At 67.7% G+C, this 20458-nt stretch carries 18 protein-coding genes, 1 tRNA gene and 1 riboswitch; of the genes, 6 read left to right on the top strand and 13 right to left on the bottom strand.

The window, feature by feature from the left end:
• Window positions 1-15 precede the first annotated feature (15 nt).
• The 3 genes from MRBLAR12_RS18825 to MRBLAR12_RS18815 form a co-directional block, all read right to left on the bottom strand.
• Window positions 16-1548 carry a putative bifunctional diguanylate cyclase/phosphodiesterase gene (locus tag MRBLAR12_RS18825; protein ID WP_229993792.1) on the bottom strand — a complete coding sequence of 511 codons (1533 nt, stop codon included), beginning with the start codon at window positions 1546-1548 and terminating at the stop codon, window positions 16-18.
• Window positions 1538-2092 carry a hypothetical protein gene (locus tag MRBLAR12_RS18820; protein WP_364747589.1) on the bottom strand — a complete coding sequence of 185 codons (555 nt, stop codon included), beginning with the start codon at window positions 2090-2092 and terminating at the stop codon, window positions 1538-1540. The genes MRBLAR12_RS18825 and MRBLAR12_RS18820 overlap by 11 nt, the downstream gene beginning before the upstream one ends.
• 403 nt (window positions 2093-2495) lie before the next feature.
• Complete coding sequence (locus MRBLAR12_RS18815; RefSeq protein ID WP_364747587.1) at window positions 2496-3305, bottom strand: hypothetical protein; 810 nt, start codon at window positions 3303-3305, stop codon at window positions 2496-2498.
• A gap of 88 nt (window positions 3306-3393) precedes the next feature.
• Between MRBLAR12_RS18815 and MRBLAR12_RS18810 the strand changes: the two genes are divergently transcribed.
• The 3 genes from MRBLAR12_RS18810 (at window position 3394) to MRBLAR12_RS18800 (ending at window position 4432) form a co-directional block, all read left to right on the top strand.
• Window positions 3394-3466 (top strand) — tRNA-Arg (locus tag MRBLAR12_RS18810).
• Between the two features lies 1 nt (window position 3467).
• Window positions 3468-4025: a DUF6314 family protein gene (locus MRBLAR12_RS18805; protein ID WP_364747585.1), complete on the top strand. Its 558-nt coding sequence runs from the start codon at window positions 3468-3470 to the stop codon at window positions 4023-4025.
• On the top strand, window positions 4022-4432 hold the full coding sequence (locus MRBLAR12_RS18800) for an NUDIX hydrolase (RefSeq protein ID WP_364747583.1): 411 nt from the start codon (window positions 4022-4024) through the stop codon (window positions 4430-4432). The genes MRBLAR12_RS18805 and MRBLAR12_RS18800 overlap by 4 nt, the downstream gene beginning before the upstream one ends.
• A gap of 74 nt (window positions 4433-4506) precedes the next feature.
• Here the strand turns inward: MRBLAR12_RS18800 and MRBLAR12_RS18795 are convergent, their stop codons facing one another.
• On the bottom strand, window positions 4507-6417 hold the full coding sequence (locus tag MRBLAR12_RS18795; protein ID WP_364747581.1) for an ABC transporter ATP-binding protein: 1911 nt from the start codon (window positions 6415-6417) through the stop codon (window positions 4507-4509).
• Window positions 6414-8081, bottom strand: coding sequence for an ABC-F family ATP-binding cassette domain-containing protein (locus tag MRBLAR12_RS18790; RefSeq protein ID WP_364747579.1), 1668 nt, complete (start codon window positions 8079-8081; stop codon window positions 6414-6416). The genes MRBLAR12_RS18795 and MRBLAR12_RS18790 overlap by 4 nt, the downstream gene beginning before the upstream one ends.
• Before the next feature lie 277 nt (window positions 8082-8358).
• Between MRBLAR12_RS18790 and MRBLAR12_RS18785 the strand changes: the two genes are divergently transcribed.
• The 3 genes from MRBLAR12_RS18785 to MRBLAR12_RS18775 are packed head-to-tail and all read left to right on the top strand — an operon-like array spanning window position 8359 to window position 10620.
• On the top strand, window positions 8359-9105 hold the full coding sequence (locus tag MRBLAR12_RS18785; RefSeq protein ID WP_364747577.1) for a hypothetical protein: 747 nt from the start codon (window positions 8359-8361) through the stop codon (window positions 9103-9105).
• Complete coding sequence (locus tag MRBLAR12_RS18780) at window positions 9102-9833, top strand: hypothetical protein (RefSeq protein WP_229993800.1); 732 nt, start codon at window positions 9102-9104, stop codon at window positions 9831-9833. Before MRBLAR12_RS18785 ends, MRBLAR12_RS18780 begins: the two co-directional genes overlap by 4 nt.
• Before the next feature lie 43 nt (window positions 9834-9876).
• Window positions 9877-10620 (top strand): hypothetical protein, encoded by a 744-nt coding sequence (locus tag MRBLAR12_RS18775; protein ID WP_364747575.1) that lies wholly within the window; start codon window positions 9877-9879, stop codon window positions 10618-10620.
• Between the two features lie 244 nt (window positions 10621-10864).
• On the opposite strand, the gene MRBLAR12_RS18770 is transcribed toward MRBLAR12_RS18775, so the two are convergent.
• The 8 genes from MRBLAR12_RS18770 to MRBLAR12_RS18735 form a co-directional block, all read right to left on the bottom strand.
• The gene (locus MRBLAR12_RS18770; RefSeq protein WP_364747573.1) at window positions 10865-13900 is read right to left on the bottom strand and encodes an alpha-mannosidase; all 3036 of its coding nucleotides are present in this window, start codon (window positions 13898-13900) and stop codon (window positions 10865-10867) included.
• An 89-nt stretch (window positions 13901-13989) separates the two neighbouring features.
• Window positions 13990-14862: a formate dehydrogenase accessory sulfurtransferase FdhD gene (fdhD, locus tag MRBLAR12_RS18765; RefSeq protein ID WP_229993803.1), complete on the bottom strand. Its 873-nt coding sequence runs from the start codon at window positions 14860-14862 to the stop codon at window positions 13990-13992.
• 100 nt (window positions 14863-14962) lie between these two features.
• On the bottom strand, window positions 14963-16486 hold the full coding sequence (locus MRBLAR12_RS18760) for a molybdopterin molybdotransferase MoeA (protein ID WP_364747570.1): 1524 nt from the start codon (window positions 16484-16486) through the stop codon (window positions 14963-14965).
• Window positions 16483-16770: a DUF6457 domain-containing protein gene (locus tag MRBLAR12_RS18755; RefSeq protein ID WP_364747569.1), complete on the bottom strand. Its 288-nt coding sequence runs from the start codon at window positions 16768-16770 to the stop codon at window positions 16483-16485. The genes MRBLAR12_RS18760 and MRBLAR12_RS18755 overlap by 4 nt, the downstream gene beginning before the upstream one ends.
• Before the next feature lie 21 nt (window positions 16771-16791).
• Window positions 16792-17469, bottom strand: a complete 678-nt coding sequence (mobA, locus tag MRBLAR12_RS18750; RefSeq protein WP_364747567.1) for a molybdenum cofactor guanylyltransferase — start codon at window positions 17467-17469, stop codon at window positions 16792-16794.
• Between the two features lie 85 nt (window positions 17470-17554).
• Window positions 17555-18055, bottom strand: a complete 501-nt coding sequence (locus MRBLAR12_RS18745) for an HNH endonuclease (protein WP_229993807.1) — start codon at window positions 18053-18055, stop codon at window positions 17555-17557.
• A 219-nt stretch (window positions 18056-18274) separates the two neighbouring features.
• Window positions 18275-19033, bottom strand: coding sequence for an NlpC/P60 family protein (locus MRBLAR12_RS18740; protein ID WP_229993808.1), 759 nt, complete (start codon window positions 19031-19033; stop codon window positions 18275-18277).
• Window positions 19034-19328: 295 nt separating this feature from the next.
• A riboswitch (cyclic di-AMP (ydaO/yuaA leader) is annotated at window positions 19329-19498 on the bottom strand.
• A 137-nt stretch (window positions 19499-19635) separates the two neighbouring features.
• Window positions 19636-20457, bottom strand: coding sequence for a M23 family metallopeptidase (locus tag MRBLAR12_RS18735; RefSeq protein ID WP_229993809.1), 822 nt, complete (start codon window positions 20455-20457; stop codon window positions 19636-19638).
• Window position 20458: the final 1 nt, after the last annotated feature.

Here is a 20458-nt window from a genome sequence, read left to right as displayed (position 1 = left end):
CCATCAAGACCGGCGCTAAGAACCGAATTTACCCCGGTTGATCAGCGCCATAATCTCCTCCGCCGGTGCCGGCCGGCCGAAATAGTAGCCCTGGCCGCTGCCGCAGCCCATCTCCCGGAGCACATCGGCTTGCTCCACCGTCTCGATGCCCTCGGCCAACGCTTTGAGGCCGCAGGCGTGAATGAGGTGCAGCACCGCGGCCACAAAGTCCCGCTGTTGCTCGTCGGCACCGAGGCCGCTGATCAGGCTTCGATCGATCTTGACCACGTTCACCGGCAGCTTGCGCAGGTAGCTAATGGAGGAATAGCCGGTCCCGAAGTCATCGATTTCAAGCTGCACGCCGAGGCGCCGCAGGCCGTTGAGCGAATACTGGTCGACGTCCCCGCCGTTGACGGCCATAGACTCCGTCAGCTCCACGATCAGGTTTGATGCGTCGACGCCGGTTTCCCTGAGGATGTCGCGCACGTGTTCGATCAGTTCGAGATTCTGAAGTTCGGTGGTGGAAATGTTGACGCGGACGTTGAACGCGCTGTCCACCTGCAGATCCTGCTGCCATTTGCGCAATTGACGCACGGAATTGCGCAGTACCCAGTGGCCCAGGTCCACAATCATGCCGGTTTCCTCGGCCAGGGGAATGAACTGGTCCGGCATGAGGAGACCACGCTCCGGGTGATTCCACCGGACCAGCGCCTCGACGCCCTCGATCCGGCCCGAGGCGAGGTCCACCACCGGCTGGTAGTGCAGGGTCAGCTGGTCCTGCCGGATCGCTTCGCGCATTTCCGTGACCATGACGCTCTGCAACCGGCGGGCGTACAGCAGGGCCGGTTCGAACACTTTGATGCTGCCGTGCGGCTGGGCCTTGGCCGCGTACATGGCGGTGTCGGCCTCCATGACCAGGTCGTCCACGGACTGGCCAGGTTCCGCGATCCGCAGGCCGATGCTCGTTCCGCACGTGATTTTCAGGTCCCCGACGGCGAGGCTCTCGCTGAGCGCCGTGAGGATCCTGTTCGCCACCCTGCGTGCCCTGACCAGATTGGACTTCGGCAGCATGACGGCGAATTCGTCGCCGCCGAGGCGCGCCACAGTATCCGTTTCGCGGACGGCGTCCTGGAGCCGGCGTGCGATGACCCGCAGCACGTCGTCGCCGGCGCTGTGCCCGAGCGTGTCGTTGATGCCTTTGAAGGAATCGAGATCGAGAATCAGCAGTGCCGGGGGCATCTCGCCGCGCGAGGACTCCGCCAGGGCATGGCTCAGGGCCGAGTTCAGTGCCGTCCGGTTGGCCAGTTGGGTCAGGGGGTCGGTGAGCGCCATGCGTTCGAGTTCCACCTGCGCCGCTCGCAGCATGGCCGTACGGCTTTCGACCCGCTCCTCCAGCTCCTGGTATATGGTCTGCAGGTCATCGGCCATCAGGTTGATTCCGGCAATGACGGCGGCGACGTCGTCGCGGGCTCCGGAATGCGGGATCCTGGTGCTCAGATCGCCTCCGGCGATCCGCACGATGCCTTCTACGAGGGCATGCAGCCTGGGGTCCGGCGCCTCATTCTTCACGGGTGTACTGCCTTAACCATTCGACGGCCGCGGATTCTGAGGTGAAGAACTGCGCGGGGATCGTCTCGCTTCTGGACCGCAGGAGATAGTGGGCAATAACCCGGTCCACGGGGCTCTCGCCCACCAGGGCGAACGCTGTCGCCGCTATGGAACCGCTGTAGACCTGCCGCGCCTCAATACTGACACCGACGACGCCGGTGATCACCAGGAGCACCGGCATCCGCCGTCCCGCGGCGAGCGTACGGACGGTGTCACCGGCGATGCGCGCCTCCGGACCCTCGATCTCCTCGTTGGCGGGCAGCAGGACCTCGATGATTCCGCCGTCGATCATCCGTACGCCAATGGCACGGGCCGCGGCGCCGTCAACACCACCGTCCACATCACGGTCCGCGAAGGCCCCGTCGATCGCCCGGGGCGCGGCCACAGCCGCCACTCCCAGGCCAGCGCCGGCTGCGGCACCGGCTGCCTTGTCCGGCAGCTGTCCGTCCGGCAGCTGTCCGTCCGGCAGCCGCCCCTCGGGCCCGGCCAGGGCCTCGAGCGTCATCGCACCGCAATTCGACGGCGGCGGCCGGTGGAGCCCCGGAGGTCACGGTTCAGCCGTCGGTCGCCGTGGTAAGGAATCGTTTCCCCGTCGACTTCCTCGGTTGTCTTGGCAATCACGGGGTGCTCCTTCACTTTCTTGGGCCGGGAACTGACATACACGGAACGCCCCTCGGCGCCCCGTTGCAGGCGCCTGATCGCAACCTTCTGTTCGGTTGTCACGCTCTCCGCATCCAAGCGCGGCAAGACAAGCTGCTCTGGCATTCGTCCCCATAAGACTGCAAAGTCGGCATACTGGCGTGCGCCGACGGCAAATCCCGCACGCCCGCACCGGAATGTTCCGGTGAGTGCCCTCATGATAATGCAAGCTCAGACGGTTGCCAGTTATCAGACACTCCGGAAATGCCTCAGCGGGCCTGGGCCCGGGCCAGCTTGCGCACTGTGCGTTCGTGCTGGACCCGCTGGGCGATGACCAGTCCGGCCGCGGCGATGCCAAGCGTTATGGGGTAGCCCATGAGTCGCTCCAGGGCGCCGGGTTCCGGCACGTGCATGCCCGTCAGGCCGCCCGCAATGAGCGCCGCCAGGGACACGGCGCCGCAGGCAAGAATGAACCACCCGAGCGGCGTCTGCCGCAGCCAAAGCCAACCGAGGACCAGGAGCGCCAGGGCACCGGCCGCGAAGTACATCAGGGCGCCGGCCACGTGCCAGGCTGATCCCGTGTCTTCAGGCACCAGCCCCACGATGACCGTTCCGGCCCCGGCGGTGCCGGTCAGCAACCGTGCGGCGCCTGCTGCCACCGCTCCCGCGCCCCAGCCCGCCCGGCCGTGCGCCCGGGCAGCCATCCGGCCCGGCATCCGGCCGCGCCTGAGGGGCACGCCGGGCCGCGCGGCACAGCACAGAAGCGCAGAGCCGAGCAGGAGCGCACCGACCACCATGCCAAGGCCCTGGACCACAAAGGACGCGTTCATCAGCAGATGCGCCGGCGAGCAAACGTCCCGGCCGTCGAAATCCCCGCACGCCAAAGCACCGAGGTCGCTGATGTAGCCGGTGCGGCGGCTGTATTGTTCCGCTCCCGCCCAGGCGCCGATCACAGCCGCCTCCGCCACGAAATACTGCAGCACGCTCAGCTTCGCCAGGGCCCCGACGTAAAACCGGGTCGCGGCCACATCCGGGTAGTAGAGGGCTCCGGCGGAAAGCTCGGTGGTTCCTGCAGTCATGCCAAGAGCGTAGTACGCGCGCTCACCTTGTATGCTTATATCCGTGTCCGACCGGACCGGCCCCCTGGCCGCCCGCACGCGGATGCCCGCCCTCGTAGCTCAGTGGATAGAGCACGGCTCTCCTAAAGCCGGTGTCGTTGGTTCGATTCCAATCGAGGGCACTTGAACATTCCTGCCCCGGACGAAACCCCGGACACGGGTCCGGGCTTTGACCTCCGCGCCTACCTGCGCGGCTCCTGGTCCGTCGACCGCACCCTGCTGGACCGCAGCACCGGGACCAGCGGAACCTTCACCGGCGTCGTACGCTTCACGGCCAACGACGACGGCGGCCTGTTGTGGCGTGAAGAAGGCACCGCGCGCTGGACATCCGTGGGCGGCGCGCCGTTCACCGGGCCGGCGAGCCGGGAATATCTGTTGCAGCCGGCGGACACGCCCGATGTTTTGGACGTGTACTTCCCGGACGGCCGCCCGTTCCACCGCATGGGCTTTGCCGGGGAGGCCAACCAGGACGTGCACTGGTGCGACCCTGACACCTACTGCGTGACGTACAGGTTTCTCGGGCCGGACGAATGCGGCTACCGCTGGGACGTCACCGGGCCCGCCAAAGACCAGTTGCTGGAGTCCGTCCTGCACCGGCTGGAAGCAGAACCAGACGAAGCACCCGACGCAGCAGGCGACGCAGCACCTTACGCCGCTCCGGACGCAAGGCGTGCGGAGTGAACCCGCGCATTGTCGTCTCCGCCGTCTGCGTGTTCGATCGCTCCGGACGCCTCCTGACCGTCCGGAAACGGGGCACCGACAAGTTCATGCATCCCGGCGGCAAACCCGAGCCCGGCGAAACGGCGGCCCAGGCAGCGGCGCGTGAGCTCCAGGAAGAGGTGGGGATCGTGCTGGCCCCGGACCGGCTGGACCTGCTGGGCTGCTGGCTGGCGGATGCCGCCAACGAGGCAGCCACCCAGATTGAGGCCACCGTCTTCACGGCTCCGGGTGTGTGGAGCGCCCGGCCGTCGGCGGAAATCGCCGAGATCCGCTGGCTGGACCTCGCCGCCGAGCTGCCGGGCGATCTCGCCCCGCTGCTGACGGACCATGTGCTGCCGGCCCTGTCCGACAAACCGTCAGCGGGCTAGGACCCGTCCCGCACGGGCCCCAAACACCCGCCCCCAAACACGCTGCCAAACACCGCCCCAAACACCCAGGCTCGTTATCCGGGCACAGCCTCCTGCGCGAACGCGCTGGCCTCGGAGAACTGCGTCCGGTACAGCTCCGCATAGCGGCCCTCCGCGGCAAGGAGCTCCTTGTGGGTGCCGCGCTCCACGATCGAGCCGTCCTCCACCACGAGGATCGCGTCCGCTGCGCGGATCGTCGAGAGCCGGTGGGCGATCACGACGGCGGTGCGGCCTTCCAGCGCGGCGCCCAGGGCCTCCTGGACGGCGGCTTCGTTGGTGGAGTCCAGCGCGGCGGTGGCCTCGTCGAGGATGACCACCCGCGGCTGCGCGATGAGCAGCCGGGCGATCGTCAGGCGTTGCCGCTCGCCGCCGGAGAGCCGGTAGCCGCGCTCCCCCACCACGGTATCCAGGCCATCGGGCAAGGACAGGATCATGTCTTCGAGCCGGGCACGCCGCAGCGCATCCCACATCTGCTCGTCGGTGGCCTCCGGGCGGGCCAGGCGCAGGTTGGAGGCGATGCTCTCGTGGAACAGGTGACCGTCCTGCGTCACCATGCCGAGGGTTGCCCGCATCGAGTCGAACGTGAGGTCGCGGACGTCCACGTCCGTGCCGGGCGCGGTGCCGCCGAAGCGGATGGCGCCCGAGTCGACGTCGTACAGGCGCGACAGGAGCTGCGCGATAGTGGACTTGCCCGCTCCCGAGGAGCCGACGAGCGCAACTGTCTGCCCTGGCTCCACCCGGAAGCTGATGCCGTGCAGCACTTCCTCGCCGCCGCGGGTGTCCAGGGTCCGCACGTCCTCCAGGGAGGCCAGCGAGACTTTCTCCGCCGAGGGGTAGGCGAAGCGGACGTTGTCGAACTCCACCGAGAGCGGACCCGGCGGGGATGCCACCGCGTCCGGCTTCTGCTGGATGAGCGGCTTGAGGTCCAGGATCTCAAAGACGCGTTCGAAGCTGACCAGGGCGCTCATAATCTCCACCCGTGCGTTCGAAAGTGCCGTGAGCGGCGCGTAGAGGCGGGTGAGCAGCAGCGCGAGCACCACGACGTCGCCCGCGTTCAACTGCCCGGCGAGGGCGAGCCAGCCGCCCAGGCCGTAGACCAGCGCAAGGGCCAGCGCCGAGACCAGCGTCAGCGCCGTGACGAAGGTGAACTGCAGCATGGCGGTGCGGACGCCGATGTCCCGGACCCGGCCGGCCCGGAGGGCGAACTCGCGGGACTCCTCGTCGGGGCGGCCGAAGAGCTTGACGAGAGTGGCGCCGGGTGCGGAGAAGCGCTCGGTCATCTGGGTGCCCATGGTGGCGTTGTGTTCGGCGGCTTCGCGCCGCAGATCGGCCAGTTTGGAGCCCATTCGGCGTGCGGGGATCAGGAAGATCGGCAGCAGGATCATGGCGAGAACCGTCACGAGCCACGATTTGTTCAGCATCACGGCAAGGGTCAGCGCCAGGGCCACGACATTGCTGACCACGCCGGAGAGTGTGCCGGCGAAGGCCGACTGCGCGCCAATGACATCGTTGTTCAGCCGGCTGACCAGGGCCCCGGTCCGGGTCCTGGTGAAGAAGGCGATCGGCATCTTCTGGACGTGGTCGAAGACCTTCGTGCGCAGGTCCACGATGACGCCTTCACCGATGGTGGAGGACAGCCAGCGGGTCACAAGGCCCAGCCCGGCCTCGGCAACCGCGACGATGGCGATCAGGACGGCCAGCCAGAGAACCGTTCCGACATCCGCATGGGCGATGATCTCGTCGACCACCTGCCCGGCGAGGACCGGGGTGGCAACGGCCAGGACGGCCATCACAATGGACAGCAGCACGAAGGCGATCAGCCGGCTGCGGTGGGGGCGGGCAAAACTGAAGACACGCTTCAGCGTTTCCTTCGAGAACGGCTTGGACCCGCTGGAGGCGCGGGTGATGTTGTAGAGGGAGCTCCAGGCAACCCGGTCCATGCTCATTTGGTGTTGCCTTTCGGGGCATCGGCGTGCAGCTCGGTGACGACGCCGTTCTCGACGTTCCAGCGCGCGTCAAGGTGGACGTTTTCCAGCAGCCGGCGGTCGTGGGTGACCAGCAGCAGCGCGCCATCATAGCTGTCGAGGGCTTCCTCGAGCTGTTCAATGGCGGGAAGGTCGAGGTGGTTGGTGGGTTCGTCCAGCACCAGCAGGTTGACGCCGCGGGCCTGCAGCAGCGCCAGGGCGGCCCGGGTCCGTTCCCCCGGGGAGAGGGAGTCGACGGACCGGTTGGTGTGATCGGCTTTGAGGCCGAACTTGGCCAGCAGGGTGCGCACCTCCGCCGGGGTCTGATCGGTCAGTACGGCTTCGACGGCGTCTGCGAGCAACAGCTCGCCGGCCAGCAGGCCGCGCGCCTGGTCGATCTCGCCGACGGCCACGGACGCACCCATGGAGGCGTCACCGGAGTCGGGCTGCTGGACGCCGAGCAGGAGCCGGAGCAGGGTGGATTTGCCGGCGCCGTTGGGGCCGGTGATCCCGATCCGCTCCCCCGCGTTCAGCTGCAGGTTCACCGGGCCCAGGGTGAAGTCGCCCTGCTGCGCGACGGCGTCGCGCAGGGTGGCCACGACGGCGCTGGAGCGGGGGGCCGCCCCGATGCTGAACTGCAGCTGCCATTCCTTGCGCGGCTCTTCAACTTCTTCGAGCCGGGCGATGCGGGACTCCATCTGCCGGACCTTCTGGCCCTGTTTCTCGGAGGACTCGGTGCTGGCGGCACGCCGGATCTTGTCATTGTCCGGGTTTTTCTTCATGGCGTTCCGGACGCCCTGGGAGCTCCATTCGCGCTGTGTGCGGGCCCGGGAAACGAGGTCGGCCTTGGTGTTGGCGTACTCCTCGAAGCGTTCCCGGGCGTGCCGGCGGGCGACGGCGCGTTCCTCCAGGTAGGCCTCGTAGCCGCCGTCGTACACCGCCACGGAGTTCTGCGCGAGGTCCAGTTCCACGATGGTGGTGACGCAGCGCGCCAGGAACTCGCGGTCATGCGAGACCAGGACGGCGCCGCCGCGCAGGCCCTGCACGAAGGCCTCGAGCTTGGCCAGCCCGTTGAGGTCCAGGTCATTGGTGGGTTCGTCCAGGAGCACGATGTCGAACCGGCTCAGCAGCAGGGCGGCGAGCGCCACGCGGGCCGCCTGGCCGCCGGACAGGCCGGTCATTCCGGCGTCCGGCCCCACCTCGAGGCCAAGGTCCGCCAGGACGGGCGGGATGCGGTCCTCCAGGTCGGCGGCGCCGGAGGCCATCCACCGGTCGAAGGCCAGGGAGTAGGCGTCATCGGAGCCGGGAGCGCCGGAGCCCAGCGCCTCGGCGGTGGACTCCATCTCTATGGTCGCCTGCGCGCAGCCTGTGCGCCGGGCGATGTAGTCTGCGACCGTTTCGCCGGCAATTCGTTCGTGTTCCTGCGGCAGCCAGCCCACAAAGGCGTCGGCGGGGGCCAGGCTCACTGTGCCTTCCTGCGGATTGTCGACGCCGGCCAGCAGCCGCAGCAGGGTGGATTTGCCGGCACCGTTGGCGCCGACGACGCCAACGACGTCGCCGGGCGCTACGGTCAGGGACAGCTTCGAGAAGAGTGTGCGGTGATCGTGACCACCGGAAAGGTCCTTGGCAACAAGGGTTGCAGTCATTAGTTCATCCTCTCACTGCGGCCCAAACGGGCCGTCCCGACTGGGAGAAACCGCCCGTCGCGGCTGGCCGAAAACCAGCCGGGCATAGAAGAACCCGCCGGTCCGGACTTGGGGGGTGTACGGACCAGCGGGTTCGACCATTTAGCATAGTTGAATTAGGACCTCACGTAAAATCCCAGCCCACACCTCCACACCGCTTCCATCCCCCGCCCCAATCGCCGCTGCCCCACCGCATGACAGTAGCCATACTGCCCGTCGACTCCGCAGGAAGCCCTAGATGCCACTACCCGCAAAGGCGTTCCAACTCTGGCTTCACCGGGTTGCCCCGTCGGCGAGCACAGCCGATATCTGCAGGATCTCCGGGATCAAGCGCACCACCCTGGCCCAGCAGCTGGTGCGCGGGAAAGTGGCCGAGACCACCCTGGTCAGCATCAGCCGGGCCCTGGACTTGAGTCCGCTGACGGAACTGGCTTCCTTCGACCACTATGCGGAACTGGCCGCCCCGCCGCAGCCGCCGACCCCCGCCGAGCTTGTCAGCCAGGTTGCCACCATGGACCTGTTGCGCGCGGTCATTTCCCGTTCGTCCCCGGCCTACGGCGGCTACGGTGACCATGGCAGCTCCATGACTCCGCCGCTGAGCCCCGCCCCGCACGCCACTTCTGTCCGGAACTGGGTGGACGCGATTGACGACGGTGAGTTGCGCCACCGGGTTTCGGCTGCCACCGGCGTGGCACCCCAGAACTATTCGGCCCAGCTCACGGCCAACAGGCTGTCCCCCGAGCTGGCGGTCGCGACTGCCCGCGCGGCGGGCGTAGGATTCACGGGCGGGCTCGTCGCCACGGGCTTGATAACCGAGGATGAGGCCGGCTGGATGCCAGGGGCGAAGCAGGCCGCGCTCGATGCCCTCTCCGCCGGAGACCTTAGCGCCCTGGCCGGGGAGCGTCTTCAGGCGCTCGGAAAATCGCTGCGGCGCCATGAGCAGGAGCAGGCACAGACAGAAAAAATTTGGGAGAACCTCGGATGATCGCGATCCTGCAGTGGACCACGCTGGCGGTGTGCGGCGTCGTCACGCTCGCCCGCGTGCCCAGCGTCCTCCGCGGTGTGAACCGGTCCCTGTTCGCCATCTTTGCGCTGATGACCCTGGCGATCCTGCTCAGCATCGATGCCCCGTACCTGGCCGTGGACCAGATCCTGGGCGGCATGAACATCGCCAACGTGGTGCTGCGCTTCGTCATTTTCGCCGCCATCTTCTTTCTTGGAGTCCGGGTGGCCCGGGGCTTCAGCGCGGACGACGCCCTGCGGCTCATCACCGGTCCTGTTGGAATTGCGGTAGCCGCAGCCGCCTCGGCGGTGGTGGTGCTGGTCTTCCTCACAATGGACACCGCCGGCTCCTCGGCGGGGCTGGTCGCCCTGTCCGCCAAGGATGACCGTAATGCCGCCTTGGTGGAGTACTACGGGGCCGCCGGGCGCCTCTACCCGGCGTTCATCACCGTGGCCCTGTTTCCGGCCATGGTGCGGACCCTGCGCAGCGGCCTCCCCGTCCTGGTGCGGTCCAGCGCGGCGTTGCTCGCGCTGGGCACCGTGGCCATCTCCCTGAGCCTGCTCTCCCCGGTCATTCCTCCGTCCCTCGGATTCATGCGGTTCGTCTTCAACTACTCGGCCGTTCTGTGCCTGGTCCTGGGACTGTCCCTGATCTGGTTGGCCAAGACGCTTGCGAAGCGGGCGCCGAAGAAGCAAGCTGGCATGACCTGACCATCTCGGGGCTGAGCAGGCAAGTGACGTGGGAGAACCCGGAATGATTGCAACCCTCCAGTGGGGCACGCTGATCATCTGTTCCGTGGTGCTTCTCCTCCGCGTTCCGGATGCGATCCAGGGGCGGAACAGGACCGTTTTCTGGATCCTGGTTCTCGCGACCCTGTGCAGCCTGCTCTCGGTGCCCGGCCCCTACGAGGCGATCGACGCGGTGCTCGGCGGTTGGAACCTCACCCACCTGATCCTGCGCTGCCTCGTGTTCGCGGCGGTCCTGCTGGTCGGTCTGCGCGTCGCGACCGGGCTGGCCGACCCCCGCGGCTACCGCCTCATCGCGGGCCCGGCCGGGCGCTGGGCCCTGGCCATCAGCGCTGCCGCCGTGGCGGTGACCTTCTTTCTCATGGACACCCGCGGGTCCTCGGCCGGCATGCTGGACATCACGGACAACGGCGGACCCAATGCCGTCCTGGCGCCGTTCTACGCCGCGGCAGGACGTACCTATCCTGCCTTCGTCTCCCTCGCCCTGCTGCCGGCTTTGCTGGCCACCACCAGGAGCCAATTGCCGCGGCTGGTGCGTGCCGCGGCCCTCCTGACATGCCTCGGCGCCCTCGCCACCGCCTGCAGCGTCCCAGCCTCCTTCGCACCTGGCCCCTGGTTCCTTGCGCAGCAGACGGTCAACTATTTGGCCGTCCTGGGCTACGTCCTAGGCCTGGGACTGTTCTGGGCTTCCGGGCTCGCCGCCAAGGAATCGCGTAACGCTCGCGCAACATTCCGCAAGAACAAAGGGTAAGGCATTCACAAAATCATTAGACCGTGAAAGAATCATGAATGTGTGAAAGCGGCATTCGCTTCGTGTACGGAAGTCAGCCGTGCGAAGCAGAGGCAGCCGTCCAAGCGCCATTGGGGGGATGAGTGGTAGCGGTCCGCAAGGACCGCTCCCACTCAGCCTGTTTAAGGGGTTTTCCGGTGTGGTCCCTGCTGTTTTGTCCTTGCTGTTTTGTCCCTGCTGGGGGCTGGGACCACGGCCCTGCCTGTCAGCGCACAAACCTCAGCGTGACCAGCTGGAACGGCCGCAACGTGAGCTCCGCGGAATCGAGGCCTGCCCTCACGCCCGGGGCGTCGACGGGCCGTTCCAACAAATCCACGGCGTGCAGCCCGCGGACCGGGAAGTTGGCTTTCAGGAGGCCTGTGGATCGTTCCCCCAGCGATTCGTAGAGCCGGACTATTACGTCGCCGGAGCCGTCTTCAGCGAGTTTGACCGCTTCAATGACGAGGGCCGGATTGAACGCGGTGACCAGCGGCTCCACCCCGTGGGCCCCTTGCACCACGCGCGGGGCCAGATTGGTGCGGTAGCCCTCCTCGACGGCGTCCGCGATGGTGGCGCCCGGCCGGATCGTGACGTGCAGCTCGTGCCTGCCCTGGTCCGCGTACGGATCCGGAAACTTCGGCGCCCGCAGGAGCGAGACCCGCACCGTGGTGGTGGTGCCGCCGTCGGCGCCCCGGACGTTGCGGGTGACATCGTGGCCGTAACTGGAGGCGTTGGAGATGGCCACCCCGTAGCCCGGCTCGGCGACGTGGATCCAGCGGTGGGCGCAGATTTCGAACTTCGCGGCCTCCCAGGACGTGTTGACGTGGGTGGGGCGGAACACGTGCCCAAACTGCGTCTCGGCCGCCGAGCGGTCTGCCCTGACGTCCAGGGCGAAGCCCAGCTTGAGCAGTTTTTCGCTCTCGTGCCAGTCCACGAGGGTGGTGATCGCGAGCGAGTCGGCGCCTGCGGCGAGCGCTATCCGCTGGGTCACGGGCGAGGAGCCGGCCATGCGCTCCACCACCACGACGGCGCTCGGGCTTTCCCCTTGGGGGCCGGGCTCCAGACTCACCGAACGCGCCTCGACCAGTCGGACAACGTTCCTGCGGTAGAAGGCGTCGATGTCCCACGCGTCCCATTCATTCGGCGTGTCCCGGTGCAGCTCCAGGAGGTTGCCGAATTCTCCGGGAGCAATCGCGTCGCGTCCGGTGCCACGGTCTGTGAGCGAGGCCAGCAGTCCGTTGGCGTCCACGACGGCCCGGATGATGCCGTTGTCCAGGATGTAGCCGCCGTCTGCTTCGGTGACCTCGACCGGCTGCCCGGGCCGGACCGGCTCGGCAGCGGCCAGGGCAGGCACGCCCTGGCGCTCCTGCGGGGCAGCGTTGAGGAGGAATTCCCGGCTGCCGGTGCCGAGGGCTGCGGCCGCGGCGTCCGTGATGATCGCCTCCAGCCCCCGTTCGACGGCGGCATAGTTCCGTTCGGCGTCCTGGTGGACCCACGCGATGGAGCTCCCCGGCAGGATGTCATGAAACTGCTGCAGCAACACCAGCCGCCAGAGGCGCTTGAGCTCCGCGGCAGGGTAGCTGTGCCCGGAACGCACGGCAGCGGTGGCACTCCAGAGTTCGGCCTCCCGGAGAAGGTGCTCGCTGCGCCGGTTTCCCAGCTTGGTCCTGGCCTGGCTGGTGTAGGTGCCGCGGTGCAGTTCCAGGTACATCTCCCCCACCCAGACCGGCAGGGGCTCATACTCGGCCTGGGCCTGGCCAAAGAAGCTGGCTGCCGAGCCGATCCGCACTTTCGGGGATCCTTCCAGGTCGGCCGTGCGCTGCGCCGAGGCCAGCATCTCGCGTGTTGGCCCGCCGCCGCCGTCGCCATATCCGAACGGAACCAGCGAGGAGCCTCCGCGTCCGTGGTCCCGGTAGTTCCGCTCTGCGTGCGCCAGGTCCCGGGCACTGAGATCGGAGTTGTAGCTGTCCACCGGCGGGAAATGGGTGAACACCCGGGTGCCGTCGATTCCCTCCCAGTTGAAGGTGTGGTGGGGCATCCTGTTGACCTGGTTCCACGAGATCTTCTGGGTGAGGAACCAGCGGCTGCCTGCGGCCTTGATGATCTGCGGCAGGGCCGCGGAATACCCGAACGTGTCCGGGAGCCACGCTTCCTCGCATTCCACGCCGAATTCGGCCAGGAAAAAGCTCTTGCCCTCGAGGAACTGCCGTGCCATGGCCTCGCCGCCGGGCATGTTGGAGTCCGATTCGACCCACATCCCGCCGACGGGAACGAACCGGCCGCCGCGGACTTTGTCCCGGATGCGCCCGAAGAGCTCCGGATAATACTCTTTCATCCACGCGAGCTGCTGGGCCGAGGAACACGAAAAGGTGAAATCGGGATACTCGTCCATCAGCGCGACGACGTTGGAGAACGTCCGGGCGCACTTGCGGATGGTTTCCCGTACCGGCCACAACCAGGCCGAATCGATGTGGGCGTGGCCTGTGGCCACGAGCTGGTGCGCCGAGGCGTAGGCCGGCCGGGCCAGGACGTCGGCGAGGGCGGCCCGTCCGGCCTCCGCGGTACCGCCAACGTCGTCGGGGTCCATGATGTCCAGCATGCGTTCGAGCGCCCGCAGGATTTCGTGGCGGCGGGGCAGGTCCATGGGCAACTCGTGCATGAGCCCGGCAAGGGTGAGGATGTCCTGCTGCAGTTCCCATACCGTCTGGTTGCGTTCAGCGATGGCGATCATGCCGAGGCGGTACTTCGGTTCGCTGCCCGCCGTCGCCTTGTCGCCGTAGGGAGTGGCGGCGAATGTCCAGTTCTGGGACAAGTCGGGGTTGGCCGCGGCTTCGACGTAGAAGTCGACAGCCATGCCGGTGCCCAGGAGTTTGAGCGGAATGTGCTGGTTCCGAGGCGAAATCGCCTTGATAATGGTCCCGTCGGACCGCCAGGCAATGCCTTCGCACTGGAAGCCCGGGAGCTCGCCGCTGAATCCCAGGTCCACGAGGATTTCCACCGACGTGGCCGCCGCGGTTCCCCAGGTGTCCGGCACTTCACCCCGGAGCCGGAGCCACTTGGTGCTCCACGGGCGGCCCCAGGCCGCGCCGTGTTCCTGCGGTGTGAACTCGTGCCGCAGGGCGTCCAGCACCGGCACGGGTTCGTCCGGCGCGTCCCAGCTGCTCAGGGTCAGCGGGACGCTGCGCGGGTAGACCGCGGGGGCGACGCGGTCACGCAGAAAGCGGTCCAGCCGGACTTCCGTAAGACGGCGGTCATCGTGCAATGTGTTCCTCTTCAGCGCTGGCGGTCCGATTGGCTCCAATCGATGGATAAAACTTACGCCGCGGGGAACCTGTTGGCCAAGTGTTGCCCCTAGCCGGCCGCGGGGGCCGGGACCGCGACGCGCTGCTGGCCCGCATACACGTTCAGGCTGGTCCGGCGGCTGAACCCGGCCAGGGTCATCCCGCTGGCCTCGGCCAGCTCGACGGCCAGGCTGGAGGGGGCACTGACAGCGGCAAGGACCGGGATCCCGGCGAGAGCTGCCTTTTGGACGAGCTCGAACGATGCCCTGCCGGACACCTGCAGCACGGTGCCCCGGAGCGGCAGCAGGCCTTCGCGAAGCGCCCAGCCCACCACCTTGTCCACCGCGTTGTGCCTTCCGACGTCTTCGCGGAGGCACAGCAACTCCGCCGAGCCGTCGTCGGCGATTCTGAAGAGTCCGGCGGCGTGCACGCCGCCGGTGGCGTCAAAGACCTCCTGGGCGGACCGGAGGGTGTCCGGGAGGCCCGCGAGCGTTTCCACGGGAACGGTCAGCGGATCCTGTGCCGGGCTGTAGTGCGAGGACTTGCGCACGGCATCGATCGAGTCCGTCCCGCAGATGCCGCAGGAGCTGGAGGTGAAGACGTTTCGTCCGGTCTCGGGCCGGACGACGTCGGGCCGGAGTTGAGCCTCCACGACGTTGAACGTTTGGATGCCGTCGGCGTCTTCGCCGGCGCAGAACCTGAGCGAGACCAGCTGTTCGGGAGCCCAGATGATCCCCTCTGAGACGAGGAACCCTGCGACGAGGTCGAAGTCATTGCCCGGCGTTCGCATGGTGACGGAAAAGGACATGTCTCCGAGCCGGATTTCCAGCGGTTCCTCGACGGCAAGGACGTCCTCCCGGTGCCGGACAGGGAATTCGAGGGCCTGAGGGGACCCATCCAGGACGATCTTGTGCACTTTGCGGCGTTGCGTGACACGGCCCATCCGGTGCTCCTAAGCAACATGTTGTGCGGTTGTCGTGATTCTTTGGCTGGTTCCATCATTGTAAGTGCCTGATCCTGAAGCCAGCGCAGGGGGCCAGGGCTCAGCCCAGGAGGGCACTCCAGTCCACCGGCCCGTCGCTGGCCGCGGCTTTCCTGGCGGTCCGCTTCGCGGCCGGCTTCTGCGCGGCGGAGGCTGCCGCCGGGTCCGGTAGCGGCGTCCCCCAAGGGAGTGCGAAGGCGGGGACCAGTTCCCCCAGCTGCACGCCATGGGGCGGGACCACCAGCACGCCGTCGGCGGCTGCCAGGCCCCGCATCATTCCCGGGCCGGTGTGCTGCGCCGGCGACGCCATGCCATAGAGCAGCCGGAAGGGCATGAGCCGTGTCCGGCCGGGATCGGCGTCAATCGTCGAGCCGCAGGGCACCTCGCCGAGCGGGGGAATTGGTCCGTGCCCCAGGGCCGCCAGGAGCGGGGCTCCGATCGTGGACAGTGCCATCATGGCCGCGAGCGGGTTCCCTGGCAGGCCGAGGATGTACCTGCCGTCCGGCAGCTCGGCCAGCACGGCGGGATGGCCCGGGCGCATGGCGACGCCGTCGATCAGCAGGCGGCCGCCGAGTTCGGTGACCGATCGGCGGAGGTGGTCCGTTCCGGAGCGACCCGTGCCGCCGGTGGTGATGACGACGTCGGCAGGCAGGTTTTCGGCGGCAGGATCGGTGTCCTCGAGCGCGGCGAGCCATTCGGCGTAGGTATCCCCGATTTTCACTTCTTCGGTGCAGATCCCGCCAAGCATTCCCACCACGGCTGCCAGTTGGGGTCCGAAGGTGTCCCGGACCTGCCCGGGTGCCGGCACCCCGGACGTCACCACCTCCGAGCCGGTGAAGACGAGCCGCACCAAGGCCTTGCCGAGCACCGGAAGGGTGTCGCTTCCGGCCAGCGCGGCGAGGGCCAGGTGGGCGGGGTTCAGGACGGTGCCGCCCTTGATCAGGACGTCTCCGGCGGCGGCTTCCTCCCCCGCTTTCCTGATGTGGTCCCCGTTCCGCGGGTCCCCCGGTTTCGCGTTGCCGCCCAGTTTCAGGACAGGCAGGCCGTCCTCGTCGGCGTCGATGATGCCGCTCTCGCTGCGCAGCACCGCCTTGGCCCCGGCCGGAATGAGGCCTCCGGTGGCAATCGGACTTGCCTGATGCGGTGCCAGCAGCTGGTTGGGTTCGGCCAGGATCCACGGACCGCTGCCGTTGACGGCCCAGCCGTCCATGGCAGAGGAAGCGTAATGGGGCATGTCCTGCAGGGCAACGATGTCCGCTGCGAGGGTCCGGCCCAGCGCCTGCCGGAGCGGGACGGGGGCAGCCGGGATGGGAACGGCGCAGTCGAACGCGAGTTGGCGGGCCTCCTGCCACGTGTGGGCCAGGTGCCGGTGCGGCTCCCCTGCCGTGTCCTGGCCGGCAGTGTCCTCGTCCGTTGAATCTTCGTCCGTTGAATCCGGGTCCGTCGGGTCCGGGCCCGCCGGGTCCTGGCCCGCCGGGATGGGAGGGTCTGCGGGGCCCTCCGTGAAGCCCTCTCTGAGGCCGTCTTTACCGCCGTCGCTGCCTGGGGCAGTGGGTCCGCTGCCGTCCGGGGCCGCCGCCGTCATGCCCCGGGGGCTTCGGCGGCTGCGTAGTCCTTGGCGAGCCGGCGCGCCACGGCCATCGCGGACTCCATGGACACGGAGTCCGTGGCCTGCCCGGAGCCGGAGGCCAGACCCGCGGCAAAGCCGGCAATGAACGTCGTCAGCGGCGCCGCCGGGCGCACCACGGAGTGGGCAGCCACCCCGGCCAGGGCGAGGACCTCGTTCACGTCAATCTCAACGTCTTCCAGCTCCAGGGCCTGGAGCAGGGCACGGCACCAGTCTTCCAGCGTTTCATCCTGGCTTTTCACCGTTTGCCTCCATGGTCGAGTTCAGCTGCGGAGTTCCGGACCGGCGCCCGGACCGCGGTCTGGAAGCCTACCGGAAACGCCTAATGCGGACGCGTCATCCCAGGTGTCGACATCATCCGTGGAACCGGGGGGAACGCGAACTTCCCGCACGTCCAGCCTAGCAAGAAGGGCGAAGACCGACGCGTTTTCCAGGCTGCCCCTGGCCGCGGCGTCCGCAACACAACGTTGTAGCGCAGCTGTGCCATAAAACCCCGCGAGTGGTTGCTTCCGGCCTTCGGCCGAGACGGCCATGACGCCGTCGCCCCCGTCCCGTTCCGGCGCAACTGCAACAGACGCGGCCAGCGATTCGGCCAGGGCGCGGACTGCCTCGGCCGAGCGCGGCATGTCACAGGCAAGGACCAGGGTAAACGGCGCCGGCGCGGCTGCCCCGTGCCGGCCGGGGTGGTCCGCGTCCAGCGCGGCCAGTCCCGCGGCGATGGCGGCGGCCGGCCCCGCGAAGGGCGGGTCTTCCCTGCAGCTCAGCACGCCCCCGGGCAGGTCCCCGGGGTCAGGACCGACGACGACGGTGCGCCCTGCCCCGCCCGCGGCGCGCAGTGAGCGCTCAAGGAGGGTGGCGCCGTCGTAGATCAGCCCGGATTTGGGCACGCCGCCCAGGCGGGAGGACCGTCCCCCGGCGAGAATAATGGCATCGAACTCCACCGGTTCAGCCTAGCGCGGCGCCGGCTGCCGCCGAATCAGCCATGAACTGCCCGGAGGCAGTTCAGGCAGCAGTCCAGGCAGCAGTTCAGGCCGCTGACTCAGGCAACAGGAACGGGTCCCAAGCCGGCGTCGGCTTCTCGAGCTCCTTGATTTGCCAGATGGCGCCCTTTGGCGGGCCCGGAACAAAACCGATCTTCCAGCCCATCTCCGCCGGGGTGTGGTCGCTCTTGGCGTTGTTGCACCGCAGGCACGCCGCCACCAGGTTCTCCCAGGAATCGGCCCCGCCCCGGGATTTTGGCTGGACGTGGTCGATGGTGTGGGCAGCCTTGCCGCAGTAGGCGCAGCGGTGGGCATCGCGGCGGAGCACGCCGCGGCGGCTCACCGCTGTCATGGTGTTGTACCTCGGCCGGATGTAGCGGTTCAGCAGGATCACGGACGGGCGGCCCAGAATATCCTGGGGGCCGACAACGGGGTCGTCCCCTTCGGCCACCACGCTGGCCTTTCCGGTTAGGACAAGGACGAGCGCCCGGCGGAAGGTGATGACCGCCAGGGGTTCATATCCAGCATTCAGAACGAGAGTGCGCATCCGCATACCTCTTCACGGCCGCACCCGCCAGCGGCACGAGGGCCGGCTGCCCTCTGCATGGTCGGGCTATGGATCGACAACACAAGAGTAAACACTCAGGTGCCGGATCACCGAATATTTTTTCACGGGCGCAGTCTTCAGCGCGGAAAGTTCACGGTGCGGCAACGCAAAAGACCCCCGCCAAGAGGCGGGGGTCTTTCGAAGGTGCTGGGATCTTGCTTAGGCGCCGACGCGGATGAAGACCGGGCCGGAGCCGACGTTTACGCTGTACAGCGCGGTGGTTCCGCCGTTCCAGCCGCCGTGGACTGCCATGCCGTTGCCGACGTAGACCGCGATGTGAGCCATGCCCACGCCGCCGTTCTGGTAGTAGGCGAGGTCGCCCGGGCGTGCCTCGGCGGCGCTCACGGTGCGGCCCAGGGACAGGTAACCTGCCGGCCAGCCGTGGTAGTGGATGCCGGCCGCGGCCAGCGCGTTGGTGGCGAGGGCGGTGCAGTCCTGCGCCACGCCGATCTGTGCGTAGGCAGCGGCGGCGATGGTTGCGCCGGAGCCGCTTCCGATGCCGGCGGGAGCCTGGGCAGCGACGCCGCCGCTGACACCAAGCTCGGTGCCACCGGCGCGGGAGGCGTTGGAATCCTGGACCTGCACGACGGGCTTGGGGGCCTCGACGACGGGAGCCGGCGACGTGGTCACAGCGGGCTTCTCGTAGGAGATCGCGATGGTGGAAGCGGCCGAGATTGTGGCCGGAGCGGCGGACTGGACTTCCAGGGCCGAAGCGGAGGTGGATTCGCGCTGAACATTGGTCTCAGCAGCGTTGGCTGCGATTCCACTGGTCAGAACCAGACCGGAAGCTGCGGCGATGACCGCGGCCTGACGGCCCACGCCGCCGGCGTTGTCGCCGACAGCCTTGGCAATAACAGCCAGCGAGTTGGTCTTGGTGACCTCGGCGCGGTGCCGTGCAACAGTTGCACGAGTAGTCATTAAGTTCTCTCTTTCGTGATCCTTGGACCGCGCGCTTTCGGGCACGGACTGAGGACGCTCCGGCATCTTGGGGGTACGCCGGATCGCCCCGAAATGGGTTACTTAGCGAAGGGTGTACTGCGAAGACGCGCCAAAAGCGGAAACTGCATGCTGTCCGGGCTCGGTAGAGAATGAGCCTGCGGAACGTGATCCAATCCGGGCGCCGGCAAGGGCGGCACGTGATGTGGATTCCAGCGGGCTCAAAAGAGCCTCGCCGGTGCGCATGCGCGCAGAATTGTGGCGTGAAGACACGAAAGTAGCCTCTCCCAATGCCTACGAGGTGAGCTGTCGGATTCGGATGGGAGTCACCCGGCCGCGCTGCTTCCTGGGAAGCTTTGCGACTTAACCCCAAGGCCTTCTTTCGAAGGCCAAAATTGGTTCCCCCGCCCCTGCCAGACGATGTAATGCGAACGGACCTTGAGCGGTGGCAGAGCTAGGCAATCCACTCAAGAGCGCCAACTTCGGAAAAGTTGGCGTGCTTCAAACCCTACAGGAGTCCGGACCCAATGTCACATTCAGATCACGGCGTGTCACAAGAATCTGAGAGTGGTCCATCGTCTTTGTTAGAGCCAGCCGAGGGGGTCAACGACGTCGCCGTTGACCATCACTTCAAAGTGGAGGTGGCAGCCCGTGGAGGCGCCGGTGGTTCCGCTCATGGCGACGACGTCACCGCGCGATACCTTCTGGCCGACCTCGACCGAGGCAGAGGACAGGTGGTTGTACGTGGTCTCCAGGCCGTTACCGTGGTCGATGACCACCCGGTTTCCACCGCCGAAGGGATGCCATCCATTGAAGGTCACGGTGCCGCTGGCGGCTGCATGGACCGCCGTGCCGCACTGGGCAGCGAAATCCTGGCCGCGGTGGAACTCCCCCGCGCCTCCGGTAATGGGGCTGACGCGGTAGCCGTAGGGCGATGCCGTGACCAGCTGATCCAGCGGCCCGCCAAGTGTGCCCGCCGATGCGGCGCGGGTGATGCTGCCCACAGACTGGGCGCTCAGCAGCTGCTTGAGCTTCCCGTCCGGATCGCCCTTCGTGGTGACGGCAGTGCGGCTGAAGTCGACCTTTGCCGCGGCAGCGGCGGTGACATCCGGCTGAACGGCGGCCGAGAGAGCGCCGGATCCGCCGGGATTGGAGGCCATCACGGGGCTCGTGACGGGGACCGTCACGGTGAGAACCAGACCAGTTGCGGCCAGGGCGATCCCGGCTTTCTGCCCGACTCCGCTGGCCGAGGCAAACTCCGTTACCTGACGGAACGGACTGCGCCGGCGACGCCGTTCATCGCGGTGCGCGTCGCGCGGGCGTTCGGCCATATGCGCGACGACGGGACGCGGCTCCGGAGCGGGACCGGTCGCGCGGCGACGGCCCCTGGCGGTCTGGGTGGTCAAG

It is taken from the genome of Arthrobacter sp. LAR12-1-1.1 (genome assembly GCF_040676555.1).
Lineage (GTDB): Bacteria > Actinomycetota > Actinomycetes > Actinomycetales > Micrococcaceae > Arthrobacter.
This window is presented reverse-complemented; position numbering and strand designations above follow the sequence as displayed.